Here is a 16042-nt window from a genome sequence, read left to right on the forward strand (position 1 = left end):
CGTTCGCGCCCGGGTTTTCGTTTCGAATGTCGCGTCGGCATCTAAACCCCGACATCCACAATTGCTTTGGCCAAAATCGGCACAGTCACTGCGTTCAGCCCGGCAATGTTCAGTCGACTGTCACCGACCATGTAGATACCGTGTTCAACGCGCAGTTTCTCGACCAGTTCCGGTGCCGCCCCAAGGCGTGAGAACATGCCGCGGTGCTGGGCGATGAACCCAAACCGGTCGGATCCGGCCAGACGCTGCAACTCGTCAGCCAGTTGCTGGCGCAGGCCCAGCATGGAGAGGCGAACCTCTTCCAGCTCAGTTGCCCAGTCTGCCCGCAACGCCTCATCCATAAGAATGGTCGTCACCACGCGCGCGCCGTGGTCCGGCGGGAAGGAGTAGTTCTGGCGATTCAAAAACGCCAGCGTGGCCTGATTCAATGCGGTTTCAGCCGCGTTGTCACTGACGGCCATCAGCAACCCGGTGCGCTCACGATAGACGCCGAAATTCTTCGAACATGACGCCGCAATCAGGCATTCCTTGACCGATGAGGCCACCAGCCGCACGCCTTGCGCATCCTCTTCCAGACCGTCACCGAAACCCTGATAGGCAATGTCGATCATCGCAACGAGGCCCAGCGCATTGATCAGGTTCACGACCTCCTGCCATTGCACCATGTTCAGATTGGCACCGGTCGGATTATGGCAGCAGCCATGCAGCAAAACCACGTCACCCGCTTTGGCGGTTTTCAGGTCTGCGATCAGCCCGTCGAAATCGACGCCCCGGGTCTCTTCATCGAAGTAACGATACTGAACCGTTTCCATCCCCAGATAATTCAGGATCGACAGGTGGTTGGGCCAGGTCGGGTTCGACACAAACACGCGTGCCGAAGAGTTCGCCATCCGGATCAACTCGAACGCCTGACGGCAGGCGCCGGTGCCTCCGGGTGTCGCCACTGCGGCGATGTTGCCGCGCGGCACCGAAGTACCCAAAATCAATCCGATCATCGCATCCGCATATGCCGGATCACCGGCCAGACCGGTATAGGCCTTGGTTTCCTGTTCTTCCCAGATGCGCTGTTCGGCGGCTTTCACCGCGCGCATCACCGGCGTCACGCCTTCGGCATTCTTGTAGACACCAACACCCAGATCGATCTTCTGATCACGCGGGTCTTCGCGGTACATCTGCATCAGCGCCAGAATCTTGTCGGCGGGCTGCGGTTTCAGGTTCTCGAACATCAGTTCTCTCCGGTTGCGACGGGCAGGGTCGGGAAGGCACCCCATTCAGCCCAGGAGCCGTCATAAAGCGAGTGGTCTTTCTTGCCCATGCGTTCCAACGCAAGGCTGAGAATGGCGGCCGTGACACCTGAACCGCAAGAGGTGATAGCCGGTTTAGACAGATCGACGCCTGCAGCCTCGAATATGGCGCGGCAGTCCTCGGGCGACTTCATTGTTCCATTGGCGTTCAACAACTGCCCAAAGGGCACATTGCGCGAGCCCGGAATGTGGCCCGAACGCAGCCCTTCGCGCGGCTCGGGTGCGGTTCCGGCAAACCGGTCGGCCGAGCGGGCATCGATAATTTCGTGATCTGCCAGTTTGGCGGCGGCGGAAACTTGCGTGACATCCCGGACAAGCTGGTTTTGCACGCGAACAGTCATGTGACGGTCGCGAATGACCGGAGGCAGATCCTCGATCTCGCGCCCCTCGGCCTGCCATTTTGGCAAACCCCCATCCAGAACCGCGATGTTTTCCTGACCCATCAGACGAAACAGCCACCAAACGCGCGCTGCGGACATCAGCCCGGCACCATCATAAACCACAACCTGATGACCATCACCGACACCCATGGCCCGCAGGCGTGACATGAATTTTTCGACCGGTGGCGCCATATGAGGCAAGTCGGAACGGTGGTCTGATATCTCATCAATATCAAAGAACCGTGCTCCGGGGATATGCCTGGCATCATATTCGGCCTTGGCATCACGGTTTTGCGCCGGCAAATACCACGACCCGTCCAGAATCCGCAGATCCGGGTCTTTCATATGCGCGGCCAGCCATTCGGTGGATACGAGGGTTTTTGGATCGTCCTGCATCAAAGCCTCCCCTAAGCGAGCTTGGGGTTTCCCTATACCCCGTGGCATGGGCGTTCAAGGCTGGATAGCGCTAGCGCTTGTTGACCTCAGGAATTATCGCGCCTTGCGCAGGCGGAAATGCTGGATGATGCCGATGACACTGATCAAAATCCAGAACCCTTCGATCAACATCGAGGCCAGATTGAAATTCTCAAGCAGCGAAAAGACGATCAGGACAGACCCCAGCAGGTTGATCATCGGAAAGGCCAGATCATCGGAATTCATCATCCGCATCTGCGTTGCGAAATACGCGGCCACCACGATCAGCGCCCCGAATGAGCCGAAGGCATCCACGATGGTAAGAGTGTCAAAAATGGCAGTCATGAAGGTGCCTTACCGATTTCAGGAGTTTCTGTGTGTTGGGAATAGTGATGCATATTCAGAAACGCAGCCCCTTGCGAACCAGCACGATACCCGTGCGGCAGGTCCGCAGCAAAGCGCAACCCCTGCCCGGCCTGCAACGGCACCCATTCCTCGCCACGCAGGATTTCCAAAGTGCCGCTGAGGACAAATACTTCCTCGGTCACCCCGGCGGCATGAGCCGGGGATTCGTGGCTTTGGTTCGCGGCAAGGTTCACATGAAAGGTCTCGGCACCCAGCGCGGGATCGAAGGGAAAGACAATCTTGACCTCGATACTGCCGGGAAAGGTTACAGTCTGAAAGACCGATGGATCGCCCAGAGTCGTGTCGATCAACCCGCTGAGCGGTATCTGAAAGCCCTTGGCGATTTTCCAAAGCGTCGCGATCGTTGGGCTTGATTCGCCGCGTTCAATCTGGCCCAGCATGGCTTTGCTGACACCGGTCATCTCGGCGACTCTGGACAGGCTCAACCCCGAGGCTGCCCGCACATCCCGTAATTTCAGCGTAATGTCGTCCATAGCCATACCCGCGCTCTGCGATTTACCTTGTACGTTATAACGCACATGTGCTACGTGCGCTATAACGTACGAACCCCGAATTATGCAACCCGAGGCAACAGGGAAAACAGCATCATGCCATTGTACCGATCCAGAACCTCTACCCATGGCCGCAATATGGCTGGCGCACGCGGCCTTTGGCGGGCCACAGGTATGGGTGATGACGATTTCGGCAAACCTATCATCGCCATCGTCAACTCGTTCACCCAGTTTGTGCCGGGTCACGTGCATCTGAAGGACCTGGGCCAGATGGTCGCGCGCGAGGTCGAAGCCGCAGGTGGTGTGGCGAAAGAGTTCAACACGATCGCTGTGGATGACGGCATCGCCATGGGCCATGACGGGATGCTGTATTCGCTGCCCTCACGCGAAGTGATAGCCGATTCGGTCGAATATATGGTCAACGCCCATTGTGCGGACGCGATGGTCTGCATTTCGAACTGCGACAAGATTACCCCGGGTATGCTGATGGCCGCCATGCGTCTGAACATCCCCGCCATTTTCGTCTCGGGCGGTCCGATGGAGGCCGGCAAGATCGATATTGCCGATCTGGAAGCCAAGAAGATTGACCTTGTGGACGCGATGGTCGCCGCCGCAGATGACAAGTTCACTGACGAACAGGTTCAGCACATCGAAGAAAACGCTTGCCCCACTTGTGGCTCATGCTCGGGCATGTTCACCGCGAACTCGATGAATTGTCTGGCCGAGGCGCTGGGACTGGCCCTGCCGGGCAATGGGTCGACTCTGGCGACACACGCAGACCGCAAAGAGCTGTTCCTTGAGGCTGGCCGCCGGATCGTCGAGATCACCAAGCGCCATTACGATCTGGACGAAAAAGGCTTTCTGCCCCGTGAGATTGCCACCTTTGATGCATTCGAAAATGCCATGAGCCTCGATATCGCCATGGGTGGATCAACCAACACGGTGCTGCACCTGCTGGCCATCGCGCATGAGGGTGAAGTTGACTTCACCATGGCCGATATGGACCGCCTCAGCCGTCGTGTTCCCTGCCTCTGCAAAGTCGCGCCCAATATCGAGAATGTGCATATGGAAGACGTCCACCGTGCCGGTGGTATCTTCTCGATTCTGGGTGAGCTCAGCCGCGCGGGCCTGCTGCACAACGAATGCAGCACAGTGCATTCGGCCACGATGGGCGAGGCGATTGCCAACTGGGACATCACCATCGCCAACAACCCCAAGGCACAGGAACTGTTCAAGGCCGCCCCCGGCGGTGTGCGTACCACACAGGCATTCAGCCAGTCGAACCGGTTCAAGGAACTGGACACCGATCGCCAAGGCGGCGTGATCCGGTCCAAGGAACACGCATTCAGTCAGGATGGCGGTCTGGCGGTTCTGTTCGGCAACATTGCCCGCGACGGCTGTATCGTGAAAACCGCTGGTGTGGATGCCAATATCCTGCAATTCACCGGCTCGGCCTACGTATGCGAAAGCCAGGATCAGGCTGTTAGCGACATTCTCACCGGCAAGGTGAAAGAGGGCGACGTGGTGGTGATCCGCTATGAAGGCCCGCGTGGCGGTCCGGGGATGCAGGAAATGCTGTACCCAACGTCTTACCTGAAGTCGAAGGGTCTTGGCAAAGCCTGCGCCCTGCTGACCGACGGGCGGTTTTCGGGCGGCACTTCCGGTCTGTCGATCGGCCATGTCTCGCCCGAGGCGGCCGAAGGCGGAGAGATTGGTCTGGTACAGAATGGCGACACGATTGAAATCGACATCCCCAACCGCTCGATCAATCTGGCCGTCTCAGATGAAGAGCTTGCGGCCCGGCGCGAAGCACAGGACGCAAAGGGCTGGGTGCCTGCTGCGCCGCGTAAACGCAAGGTGTCTACTGCGCTGAAGGCCTATGCGAAACTGACCACCAGCGCGGCAAAAGGAGCCGTGCGTCAGGTCTAAACTGATAGATTACCGGTCTGCTGACGCGGCAGACCGGTAAGTCGATCATGCACAGGCGCACCCGGGCGCAACCAGATTAAATGTTTCGCAAGAAACGTTGACGATGGACGGGTCATCCTGCCTAAGGATCAATCGCCCAGTTTGGCGTGAATTTCATCCAGATCGATTTCGCCAATCGGCATCTTGTTGGCCGGGTTTTCGAAATCGTATTTGAACAGCTCAAAATCCTGCTTGTAGATCTCATAGACCAGATGCATCGACAGGTCGTCGAAATAGTCTTCAACCGGATGCGCGCGCTTGGGTCCGTGGCCTTCGGATTCGTTGAACCGGGGTATTTCGGACAGCGAAACAGAATGCTTCTGCTTGGTATTGTCCAAGACACCCTGCATCCCGTCGTTGAACGCTTCGGTCCAGAAGATCCGATCATAACGACCACCGTTCACGATGAAGGTCGACACGTGACCAGACATGGCTGACCAGTGAATGTCCGGGTCCATCGGACGCCGCCAGCGGATGGTATCACGCGCAAACAGCAGGAACCGGCGAAAGCTGGCGATCTGGTCAAACTCTCCCTTTCCATCGTCTCCGCCGACCTCGATCCCGTAATTGTAGATCAGCGTCGGCACCAGATTGCCACGATACCGTTTGCCGTTGCGCTGGATCCCGCAGATCTTGTCGAAAAACGAGCTCAGAATACGCGTGTATGGGTTGCGCACACAGGTAAAGGAATACGAGGCATGATCGCGCACATTTTTGGAAATCAGATCCTGGCTCTGATCAAAGGCCCATTTGTGCATGCCATCCTTGGCGTCATGGATGTCACCGTCAAAGAACTGGCCGTGATCCGAATAATACATGATCTGCCCAATGGTCGAGCAGGCGCATTTGGGCACGACGCGGTACACCATGCTTTCGCTCTCGGTCATCCAGGTACCGGGAAAACCCATCTGCTGTGCCTCCTACGCTGGTCTGGTCTCAAACCGATATGCCAGCTTTTGATAACAAGGAACCAAAATTATTCTGTTTATTCAATCGCTCATCCTCAGTATCACGGTTGAAACCGGGCAGAAACGGAAATTACCTAACCTCGATGGCGAAGATTGCCTATATATTGCTATGCCATAAAGACCCTGATGCAATCATTGCACAGGCCGAACAGCTGACCGCTGCGGGCGATTGCATGGCCATCCACTTTGACGCCCGTGCCAGCGCCGAAGGCTACGGGCGCATTCGTTCCGCGCTGGATCAAAATCCGAACGTGACCTTTGCTAAAAGGCGCATCAAATGCGGCTGGGGAGAATGGTCGCTGGTGCAGGCCACGCTGAACGCCTTGCAGGCCGCCGTCGAAACCTTCCCCCGCGCCACGCATTTTTACATGCTGTCCGGTGATTGCATGGCGATCAAAACGGCAGAATACACCCATCGGTTTCTGGATGATCACGACAAGGATTTCATCGAAAGCCACGACTTTTTCGAAAGCGACTGGATCAAGACCGGCATGAAAGAAGACCGGCTGATCTATCGCCATTATTTCAATGAACGCACCCAGCCAAAACTGTTCTACACCGCCTATGAAACGCAGAGGCGTTTTGGGCTGACGCGGCAGATTCCCGAAGACCTTCAGGTTATGATCGGCAGCCAATGGTGGTGTCTTCGCCGCCGAACGGTCGAGATGATTCTGGACTTCCTGCGACAGCGCAGGGACGTGATCCGGTTTTTTGCAACCACCTGGATACCCGATGAAACCTTCTTTCAAACGCTGGTACGCCACCTGATCCCGAAGGGTGAAATCGAAAACCGTACACCGACATTTCTGATGTTTTCGGATTATGGAATGCCCGTCACGTTCTACAACGATCACTATGACATGCTTCTGGGTCAGAACTATTTGTTTGCCCGCAAGATCAGCCCAGAGGCGCATGAGCTGAAAGAGCGTCTCGGCTCACTTTATGCGAGTGAGGGCATCGACTTTCCCATCTCGAACGAGGGGCGTAGCCTTTATGCGTTTCTGGCTGGCCGGGGGCGCATCGGGCGCCGGTTCAGGCAACGCTTCTGGGAGGCTGGAAGTGTTCTGGGCCCCGACCGAGAGCTGTTTGTGATCGTGTGCAAAAAGTGGCATGTCGCCAAAAGGCTGGTCGATCAGATCGCGTCTGAAACAGATATCCCCTGCGTCGAATACCTGTTTAACGAAGAGGATACCCAACTGCCTGATCTGGGCGGTATTGAAACGACGCTGACCAAGCGCTCGCGCCATCGGCGGGCCGTTGTACGAATGCTTTTCGAAAGTTTCGGATCAGACCAGTTGGTTCTGTGCCTCGACCCGGCCAATCTGGACGTTGTTCAGGATTTCAGCGGTGATCAGGCCAAAACCCATGTGCTTGAGATCGAATGCGAATACTCGGACGAATACCTGATTGGCCACGCGCGGCGCGTCGGATTGGCGGGTGACAACAGCCCGGTTGAGACTGTTTCCCATCTGCTGCCGACACTTCGCAACGACCTGAGTTACGAGTCCCAACAAATCCGCGCCGCCGGTTTGGACAATTACCTGCGACTGCGGGAAACCGCCCAGCGCGCCGAAAACATAGCTGTCATATCCGAATTTCTTGGGGTGGACAAAGAAAAGGCCGACGCGGTGATGCGGCTGGACTACCTGTTCGCCGACTAAACGGAAAGTCAGCCTGACATCCGACAGCTTTTCGGCCCCCTTTGCTGCATTGGGTGCACCGCATATTTGCCTGTCGGAAAGGACAGCCTAAAACCCAACATCACTGCCATCGTGATTTTTATTCAAAAATCGGATACTGTACAGCCAATTGGGCCAATTTGCTTATACTTTTTCTCTTTGGCAGGCCGGCCCTGGCCAGTGAAAGGCAAAAACAGACGCGTCCTTAATTCTGAATGACGGGTATCTGCGCATCGAAAACCCGAAAGCCCCTGCTGGCCGCAATTAGACATTTGAAACGCAACTCCGGGGGGAACAGTTGTGCTTATAGATCAAATTGAAACATCCAGATCATATATCCCAAATGACGCAGACTGGAACCTGATATACAAGGTTCTGCCGGGCGAGGCCAAGATTGCCGACCCGTCAGTCATCAACCGTCATTTCGAATGTATCGAGGTGACCGACAACACGGTTCTGCCAGCAAGCGGCATGTATGTTGTTCTGCGCGGTGTGGTTCAGCTGCGGCAGAACGGTAATCCTTTGGCCAGCGCGGATGTCGGTGACTATTTCTATGAAGAGCACCTTCAGATATCAGACATTCCCGTCAGCCTCGAAGCGCTCGTGCTGGACGGATCGCGAGTGGCTTTTCTGTCCAGCGAGAACTGGCGTCAGATACCAGAGGAAATCCGGCAACCCTGCTTCGCCACGATGTTCGGCGATCTGGTCAGTGTTCAATTGCAGAACTTCCAGCAGCCGATCAATTGTTGCAGCGTGACGGCTGCCGCCCTCAGCATGTCCGCGTTGGGCTTCAGTTGCGAAGTGAACGACATTTTCCGTGAATGCGCGCTGCCTTCGTCTTTCGTCGTCAATGACGGTATCTCACTGGGTGAGCTGTTTGACGTCGCCTGTACCTACATTCATTCGCAGGGCTTGCGGGACAGTGTTCAGGTTCAGGCCTATTTCATGGACGAGGACACGACAAACGTGCAGTTGTTGCTGGATGCGATTGACGAATCCAACCGGCTGGGTGGTGACAATGATATTCTTGTGGCAAATTTTCAGGTCGGCGTCGCCCATGGCAAAGCGAATATGCCGGGCGGGCATTTTGCCGTAATCGCCAAGTGCAACCCAAGCACTGGGCTGGTGCACATGATGGACGTACATCCTGAGAAATACGGCAAGCTTTGGGTTACAACCGCAGACCGGCTTTGGAAGGCGATGTCGGACCGTGACGGAACCTCGATGCGGTCGCGTGGCATTTTGCGCTTCTCGGCGCGTGCCGCGGTCAAGACGCATCTGAAGACATTCAAGCAACGATGCAACTATGTCGACAGCACGCTCTATCTGGCAAAAGACCCCAAGAAACGGCGCAACCTGTTCCGCCGCGCCACTCCGAACATGAACTCCTTAGGTGTGTTGGTGGAAAGCCTGGCCATTCACGGCGATGACAAGGTGGACGAAGACGAGCTGCTGCGGGCCACCGAAGCCTCTTTCACGGATGTTGTCTCACGGGTGGCCACGGCCGCGGACATGCACAACATGGCCCAGAAATATCTGAACGCGGCTGAAAACATACACCTGAGCAGTTCACTTCGCAGTTTCGGAACGCGCGAGGACACATCGATCCTTACCCCCGAAGACTGGTTCAAGATGCAACTACAGGGCCTGGACGCCAACACGGACCGTCACCTGATGATCAATATCGACTTTAATCGGGTAACCGGGATCGAAGCCATCCGCCCGCCGGTAAACGTTTACCGGGAAACCGCGTTGCTCGAAGAATTCTGGTGCCTGTGTATCGCATATGATGAAGCAACCGACCTTGTGACGATCGTCGACATGAGCCCCGCAACGTCACAGGTCTGGCAAGCCCCTCGTGGCAACATCTTCCGCGGCTTGCGCGATCTGGAGGACCCGGCTTTGCTGGTGATCGAAACAGTTGAGCCGCCCGAAGATCCCGGCGATGTCGCCAGCATTATCCGGAACAACCCCATGGTTCTGTTTTATGAAGATGAAGACCCGTGGTCCTACATGCTCAGAAGTGTTCTTTCGAACATCGGTGCGACCAGCGTAAAGCAGGTGGATGTGGGCGGTCGCGACCCCAACGCGATAAAGATGCGACGTCAGCTGATATCTTTAGGTGAAAAACCCAAAGTTCCCTACCTGTTTTTCCAAGGCCAGTGCATCAGCAAAGGCGAAAAGCTGGAAGACATTGTGGACATGATCAAGGTAGGTCACCTTCAGGACCGCATGATCGAAGCGGGTCTTCCGGTTTCCAAGCTTGAAGAGACACCCAGCCTGAATAAGAACATGTTCGGCTATCCCAAAGGTGTGATGAACGAGGTAAGCAGCGGCAAACGCAACGTGCTGCTTTGTGCCTGCGGGTCATCGGCGGCAGACAAGATACCAGAACTTGTTGAACGCATCGTCGACGCCGGACACAATGTCAAACTGATCCCTTCTACTTCGGCTGAAAAGTTTTTTCGGGACTTCGGCGCTGAACGGATCGACGCCAAGATCACCCATAACGACTATTACCGCGACGATGATGAATGGAATTTCCGTTACATGGAATTCGACATGCCAGTGCGTGCGTCACATCTGGCGCTTTGTGACTGGGCCGATTGCGTGATCGTCGCTCCCATCACCTGCAACACCATGGGAAAGGTGGCAAACGGGATCGCCGATAACCTTCTGACCTCTGTCTTTGTGGCGTGGCAGTACCAGAAGAAGCCCGTGATCCTGTGCCCGGCCTGTAACACGAATATGTGGAACAACATCACCACCCAGAACAATGTCGCAAGGCTGAAGACACTGGGCATCGATTTCATAGGCCCTCGGGAGGGCCGCCTGTCCAACGGCCGGATGGGGATTGGTATGATGGCCACGCCCGACCAGATCATGGAAGCACTGGGCGAGGCATTCGAAGAACTGGACGACCAGAAATACCGCGTGTGCAAATGGGCCCGAGAGGCTGCCGCCGCTGATGATATCAATGAATGGAAACGTGTGTTCCGCGCCATCGATGAAGGTGTCGTGGGCATCAATATCGTGGACGAGGCCCACGGCGATTCATTGCTGCATTATGCGGCCGGTGGCGAAGGCGAATTGAACGAAGGCGGTCACGATCTGGGCAAGCCAGACTATGAAGCGGCACAGGATTTGATTGACCGCGATATCGACGTCAATATCGTCAACGACCACGGTTTCACGGCATTGCATGTGGCTGTGATGAACAAAGCCCCAAGGATGGTCGACATCCTGTTGCGCGCCAAAGGCATGGATGCAACCTCATGCATTGAATTTGTTCAGGGCATGGATATCCCGCCCGAAATCCGGACCATGCTGGATGCTTGGGCGCAGGATCACAACCTTAAGATAAAAGATGCGGAACAGGGCCGTGACGAAACCTTTGTTGCCATCCAGGAACCCACCTATCTGTATTTCACATACGGCTCCCTGAAACAGGGGTTCCCGAACCATGAGGCACACAACCGGGTTTTGAATGACTTTGTCGGGCCTGCCCGCACGCGGCAACCAATGCCCCTGATCGTTCCAAATGAACCGTTCTGCGACAATCCGAACTGTGGCTTCCTGCACCGAATGGCAACCCTTGTCGATCAGCAGGGCATGGGCAAACAAGTAAGCGGAGAGGTTTATCGGGTGACGGAATCGGGCCTGCACGAACTGGACAAACTGGAAGGCTATCATGGTCCGGGCTCACCCAAGAACGTCTATATCCGCAAAAAGATCAACGTGATTGTGGACGGGGTGATGAAACCCGCTTACGCCTATGTGATCGCCGATCCTGAAAAATACCTGCAAGACTGGCGTGACGGCAAATCCGAAGTCATTAGCGACTACACGCTGGATATGGCGCAGGGTGAACCCAAGCCCGGATTTGCGCCGGCCATCTAGTTTTCCGCTGCGCTGACTTGTGGCGGTTTCGGGCTTTCCATGGAGCTAAGGTTATAGGCCGTAATCACCACCATACAAAGCAGCACGAACGGCCAGAACCCGGCCTTGGGAATAAGGTTGTCCCGATAGTGGATGATCCGCAACGACGACTCTACGTCAGACGCAAACAGGTATGTATTGACCGAAACTGCCAGCAGCATGAAGTACATAAGGAAAAAGAACGACTCCATGTAGATCACGGGAGAGCCCGCGAACCCTTCGCGCAGCTGCACATGGGCCAGCAGGATCACGAAAAACAGAACCGAGCATGTTCCAATCACACTGGAGGTGCTGAAGTCATGCCGATCGGCCAGCCCCTCGCGGCGCGTGACGGTCATCAGCGCCCCAAACAGCAGCATTGTCACGACAAGCAGCGGGACCATGTGCACGATGAACGCGTTTGCGAAATTGCGTTTGATGACAAAGTTATAATGCAGCTCGGGCATGTTGGTTTGATAGGCGTTCTGAGCGATGCCCAACGTCGTATCCAGGCTTGACAACTTATAGTCGAAATAGGTGTTCTCACGTTCCCACGTACCCATCACGATCTGACTGTCGATGCCGAAAATATCATCCGGGCCGGTCGCGGAATAAGCCTCAAAGTCAGGAACCAGCGCAACATTGATGTCAAAAGATGCGGGCCAGAAGCGCACCCAGACCGTTTTGTGATCAAAGGGGTAGCGGGTGTAGTCAAAACTCTGCCGAAGGGTTTGTTCAAAGTACCACCCGATCAGCAGGCCATCCTTTTGCGGTAGCCGATAGGCCTCTTCGATCAGACCATTTGCTGTATCGACCGCTTCGGGCAGAAGGAAACCGATCTCTCCCTCGGCTGGGCGGATCCTGTCATGTTCACCGTCGATGTAGTGCTGCCAGATGTAGCCAGTGACCTGAACATCGCTGGCACCAAGAAAGCTGAACGATTTGATGAAGATCCCCGTTTTGACGCGGTAATCTGGTGCCGAGTCCAGCTCACCGAGAAAGGCATCCACTGATGCCTGATCCGGAAGCTGCGTTGGGTCGCCTTCAAAATGGTTCAAGTCGATCCAAAGCCTGAGCAACAGACCGGCCAGCCCAAGGGTCAGCAAGCCAGAAATCAGCCACACCTTTCTTTCAACGCTCATTCAGCCTCCTGCCTTGTCGCCTAATCAGCCAGAAACCCCACTGAACCCAGAAGGGATTGCGTGATACCCATAGCGGTAAACTGCGTTGTCAGATCGGCATACCCCCCGTGTTGTTTGGGCAGAGTGTTCTGCTGTCCGCTTTCAGCCAGCAGGCGTGTTTGACGAATGGACAGATCGACCATTGGCAAAGGCTCGGAGGTCGTGAAGGCTGCAAGCCCGTCCGCATATTCAAGTGCTGCGTCCCAATCGCCGCGCGCCAGCATGACGGCGCAGGCGTCCGAGTAAAAATGCAAGTGACTGTGCCCCACACATCCCTCGGCAATGATTTCAGACCCCAGGTTCAACAAGCGCGTTTGCTCATCAGGGTTTGTCTCGGCCATTGCCAGAGCCGACAGAGCTTTGGGCCCTACAAAGTTCCGCCCATGTTCAAGCGCGATTTCAACCGCGCGACGACCGGCCGTACGCGCGCGGTCTGACTGTCCGGCATAAACCTGTGTTCGCGCCAGATGTTCAAGGGCCTGCGCTTCGAGTCTTTTTGCCCCGACGCGTTCCGCAATTTCAGCTGAAACACTGAAAGCGTCCAGCGCCTGATCAAGGTTGCCCAGAAAGGTCTCGGCCACGCCCAGGCAGGTCTGTGCAACGCATTCCGGAACAAAGGCAAAGTACTTTTGCGAGACTTCAATAGCCTCGATGGCATCCGCCTTGCCCTGTGCGACCTCCCCGGTGTAGCTGCGCGCCACGCTTAGATTGTGCAGATTGGCAGCCAGATCGCGGACCAGCCCTTTTTCGCGCGCCCGCTCAACAGCCTGCGTATAAAAGCCTGTCGCTGTCTTCATGGTGGCTTTCATGAAGTTTGCATCACCAAATCCGCTTAGCGCCCCAACCTCGAGGCGGGCAGATCCAAGTTTGCGGGCAAGCGTCAGGGCGCGTTCATTGGCGCTTAGCGCTTCCTTGTCCCGACCCAGAGGGAAAAAGACATTACCGCGCACATAATTGATCTGCGCCACATCCCGCTCTGACCCGCAACGCTCGGCGGCGGTTTCAGCCATATCGAGTGCCTCCAGCGCGTCCTGATACAGGCTGGCTTGCCGCGCAGCCTGCGCCAGCCCGATATGCGCACGGCTGATTTGCTCATCAGTTTCGGCAACACGGGCAGCTTCCCGAAATTCACGCAGTGCGTCGCCGGACAGACCCTGAAGCCTGTGCGTTTCAGCCCGTGCGCAAAGCAGATCGAACCGGACACCTGCAGGGGACGGCAGTTCCAGGGCACGTTCGATCAATGGGCTGGCATCGTCGAACCTGAAGGCCTGGATCAGTTTGTCCGCCGCTTCCAGATACGCCTGTGCAGCGTTATTCGCCCCGGCCCGATCCAAATGTTGTGCGCACAAGGTCGCATCGCGATCCTCGAACCACTTGGCGGCCTGCCTATGCAGGCGCGCACGCTCGGATTTGACCAACGTTGCATAGGATCCATCCCGGATCAGCGCATGGGCAAACATGAGGTCAGGCCCTGCCTCTCGGACTAGCGCGGATCGGATCAGGCTGGTCGTATCCAGATGCCCTTCACCCAGAATGAAGTTCAGCACTTCTGCCGAGAACCGTTGCCCCAGTACCGATGCTGCCTGAATGGCGGCGCGGCTGGTTCGATCCAGTGCATCCAGTCGGGACTGAACGATCCCCTGAATACTGCCGGGCACGCTTTGTTGGGTAAGTACATCTGTATTGCGCAACAACTGTTCAAGAAACAGCGGATTGCCCCCGGCGCGTTTGACACAGGTTTCCAGCAACTCGGGGTCGATGGCCGTGAATTCTTCGACCAACAATCTGGCCTGTTCCTCGCCCATCGGCGCCAGTTCCATCTTGGACACCGGCGCGCCATCGGTTGCCATTTGCCAGTCCCGGTCAATCGGGTCGCCTTCAGCCCGGCTGGTCATCATCAACACGCAAGGGATATTCCGCGTCGCCGCCGCAATATGAGAGCAGGTCACCAGGATCTCGGGCGAGGCCCAGTGGATGTCCTCGATCTGAATCAGTAGAGGGGCTTCCCGGCTGCTGGCCGACAGCAACTCTTCAATGACCTGCCGCCTTCCGCGCAAGCGGGTCTTGTTGTCCATCACCGCAAACACCTCGGCCAGACCGGAGTCCTGCTCCAGCTCAAGCAGCGCGTTGAGGTGTGCGGCGTTCGCGGGGCTGACCCAGCCCCTGGCGATTGCGTCCCTGGCTGCTGCGGCACCCGTTTTTGCACCATCCGACGGGTCAAGACCCAGAATGCTGCGGGCGACCATCTGAATGGCCGAATGCCCTTCGCGCGCGCCGAAATCCATCACGACACCGTTGTGGATCGTGTAGGACTGGCCGGATGCCAGTTCAGCGACTTGCTCGGACAAATGGGTTTTCCCGATCCCGGGCTCACCCAGAATCACATGGACTTCGCCCTTGCCGTGGCGTTTGCATCGGTCAAATGTGGCCGAGAACACCGACAACTCCCGCTCGCGCCCGATGAACTTATGACGCCGTGTGCGAATGTTCCGGGCCAATCGATCCAGACGCCAAATTTCAACGGGATCATTCAGCCCTTTGATGGCCTTCACACCAAGGGATTCGCCAACGAATAGCGGTCCCAACGCGCGCTGAATGTCATGTGAAACCAGAGTCTCGCCGCCTGCGGAAATATCCGTCAGACGGGACGCCAGATTTACCCCATCCCCTGTGACAGTGTATTCTGTATGCGACTGACTTCCGGTCGTACTGGCAATGACCTGACCTGACGCAATACCGATGTGGCAGGAAAGCGGTGGTGACAAAGTCGGTAGAACTGCATGTATCTCGGCGGCAGCACGCGCCGCCCTTTCGGTGTCATTGGTATGTGAAATCGGCGCTCCGAAAACGGCCATAACCGCATCGCCGATATGCTTGTCTATACGACCACCATACTTTTCGACGACATTGTCCACTTTGCTGAAGAATTGATTCAGCAGCGCATGCAGATCTTCTGCATCCAGCTCACTGGATAGTTTCGTGAATGCGGTAAGATCGGCAAACATCACTGTAACCTGTCGGCGCGCGGGCTCGAGCTGTGCAGCAGGTTCAGGCTCTGCTGATGTTTGGCTGGTATCAATCTGTTCGATGGCGCGCAGCAGCCGCCGCCGATCACCGACGGCCGTCACCCCAATTTCGATCAAATCCTCGGCCGTCAAATCAGGCAGGATGGAGAAATCGATTTTGTTGTCTGCGAAGGCCTGCGCGTACTCGTTTAATCCAATTGCGCTCAGCCAGCCCCTAAGGTCCTGAGACATGTTGCCCCTCTGAAGTCCCCCGCTTCATCCTGGACCCTAGCATGTGAGCCGCTTCG

Annotated in this window: 10 protein-coding genes; 3 read left to right on the forward strand and 7 right to left on the reverse strand. The window is 56.3% G+C overall.

What is annotated here, in order from left to right; genetic code table 11:
• Positions 1 to 41: 41 nt before the first annotated feature.
• From ACR0JI_RS13540 to ACR0JI_RS13555, 4 genes are all read right to left on the reverse strand, one after another.
• Positions 42 to 1226 (reverse strand): amino acid aminotransferase, encoded by a 1185-nt coding sequence (locus tag ACR0JI_RS13540; RefSeq protein WP_480474685.1) that lies wholly within the window; start codon positions 1224 to 1226, stop codon positions 42 to 44.
• Entirely contained in the window at positions 1226 to 2080 is an 855-nt protein-coding gene (gene sseA / locus ACR0JI_RS13545) for a 3-mercaptopyruvate sulfurtransferase (protein WP_480494491.1), read from the reverse strand. The genes ACR0JI_RS13540 and sseA overlap by 1 nt, the downstream gene beginning before the upstream one ends.
• 93 nt (positions 2081 to 2173) lie before the next feature.
• Positions 2174 to 2443 (reverse strand): CBU_0592 family membrane protein, encoded by a 270-nt coding sequence (locus ACR0JI_RS13550; protein ID WP_480474683.1) that lies wholly within the window; start codon positions 2441 to 2443, stop codon positions 2174 to 2176.
• Positions 2440 to 3003, reverse strand: a complete 564-nt coding sequence (locus ACR0JI_RS13555; RefSeq protein ID WP_480474682.1) for a helix-turn-helix domain-containing protein — start codon at positions 3001 to 3003, stop codon at positions 2440 to 2442. The genes ACR0JI_RS13550 and ACR0JI_RS13555 overlap by 4 nt, the downstream gene beginning before the upstream one ends.
• A gap of 108 nt (positions 3004 to 3111) precedes the next feature.
• On the opposite strand from ACR0JI_RS13555, the gene ilvD reads away from it, so the two are divergent.
• Entirely contained in the window at positions 3112 to 4944 is a 1833-nt protein-coding gene (gene ilvD, locus ACR0JI_RS13560; RefSeq protein WP_480494489.1) for a dihydroxy-acid dehydratase, read from the forward strand.
• A 128-nt stretch (positions 4945 to 5072) separates the two neighbouring features.
• Here the strand turns inward: ilvD and ACR0JI_RS13565 are convergent, their stop codons facing one another.
• Complete coding sequence (locus tag ACR0JI_RS13565) at positions 5073 to 5891, reverse strand: sulfotransferase family protein (protein WP_480494487.1); 819 nt, start codon at positions 5889 to 5891, stop codon at positions 5073 to 5075.
• Positions 5892 to 6034: 143 nt separating this feature from the next.
• Between ACR0JI_RS13565 and ACR0JI_RS13570 the strand changes: the two genes are divergently transcribed.
• On the forward strand, positions 6035 to 7612 hold the full coding sequence (locus tag ACR0JI_RS13570; RefSeq protein WP_480494485.1) for a DUF5928 domain-containing protein: 1578 nt from the start codon (positions 6035 to 6037) through the stop codon (positions 7610 to 7612).
• Between the two features lie 318 nt (positions 7613 to 7930).
• Positions 7931 to 11530: a flavoprotein gene (locus ACR0JI_RS13575; RefSeq protein WP_480494483.1), complete on the forward strand. Its 3600-nt coding sequence runs from the start codon at positions 7931 to 7933 to the stop codon at positions 11528 to 11530.
• Here the strand turns inward: ACR0JI_RS13575 and ACR0JI_RS13580 are convergent.
• Positions 11527 to 12690 (reverse strand): hypothetical protein, encoded by a 1164-nt coding sequence (locus ACR0JI_RS13580; RefSeq protein WP_480494481.1) that lies wholly within the window; start codon positions 12688 to 12690, stop codon positions 11527 to 11529. The two genes, ACR0JI_RS13575 and ACR0JI_RS13580, sit on opposite strands and share 4 nt — an antisense overlap.
• A gap of 20 nt (positions 12691 to 12710) precedes the next feature.
• Complete coding sequence (locus ACR0JI_RS13585; RefSeq protein ID WP_480494479.1) at positions 12711 to 15986, reverse strand: ATP-binding protein; 3276 nt, start codon at positions 15984 to 15986, stop codon at positions 12711 to 12713.
• Positions 15987 to 16042: the final 56 nt, after the last annotated feature.

The organism is Ruegeria sp. N10 (assembly GCF_056531545.1).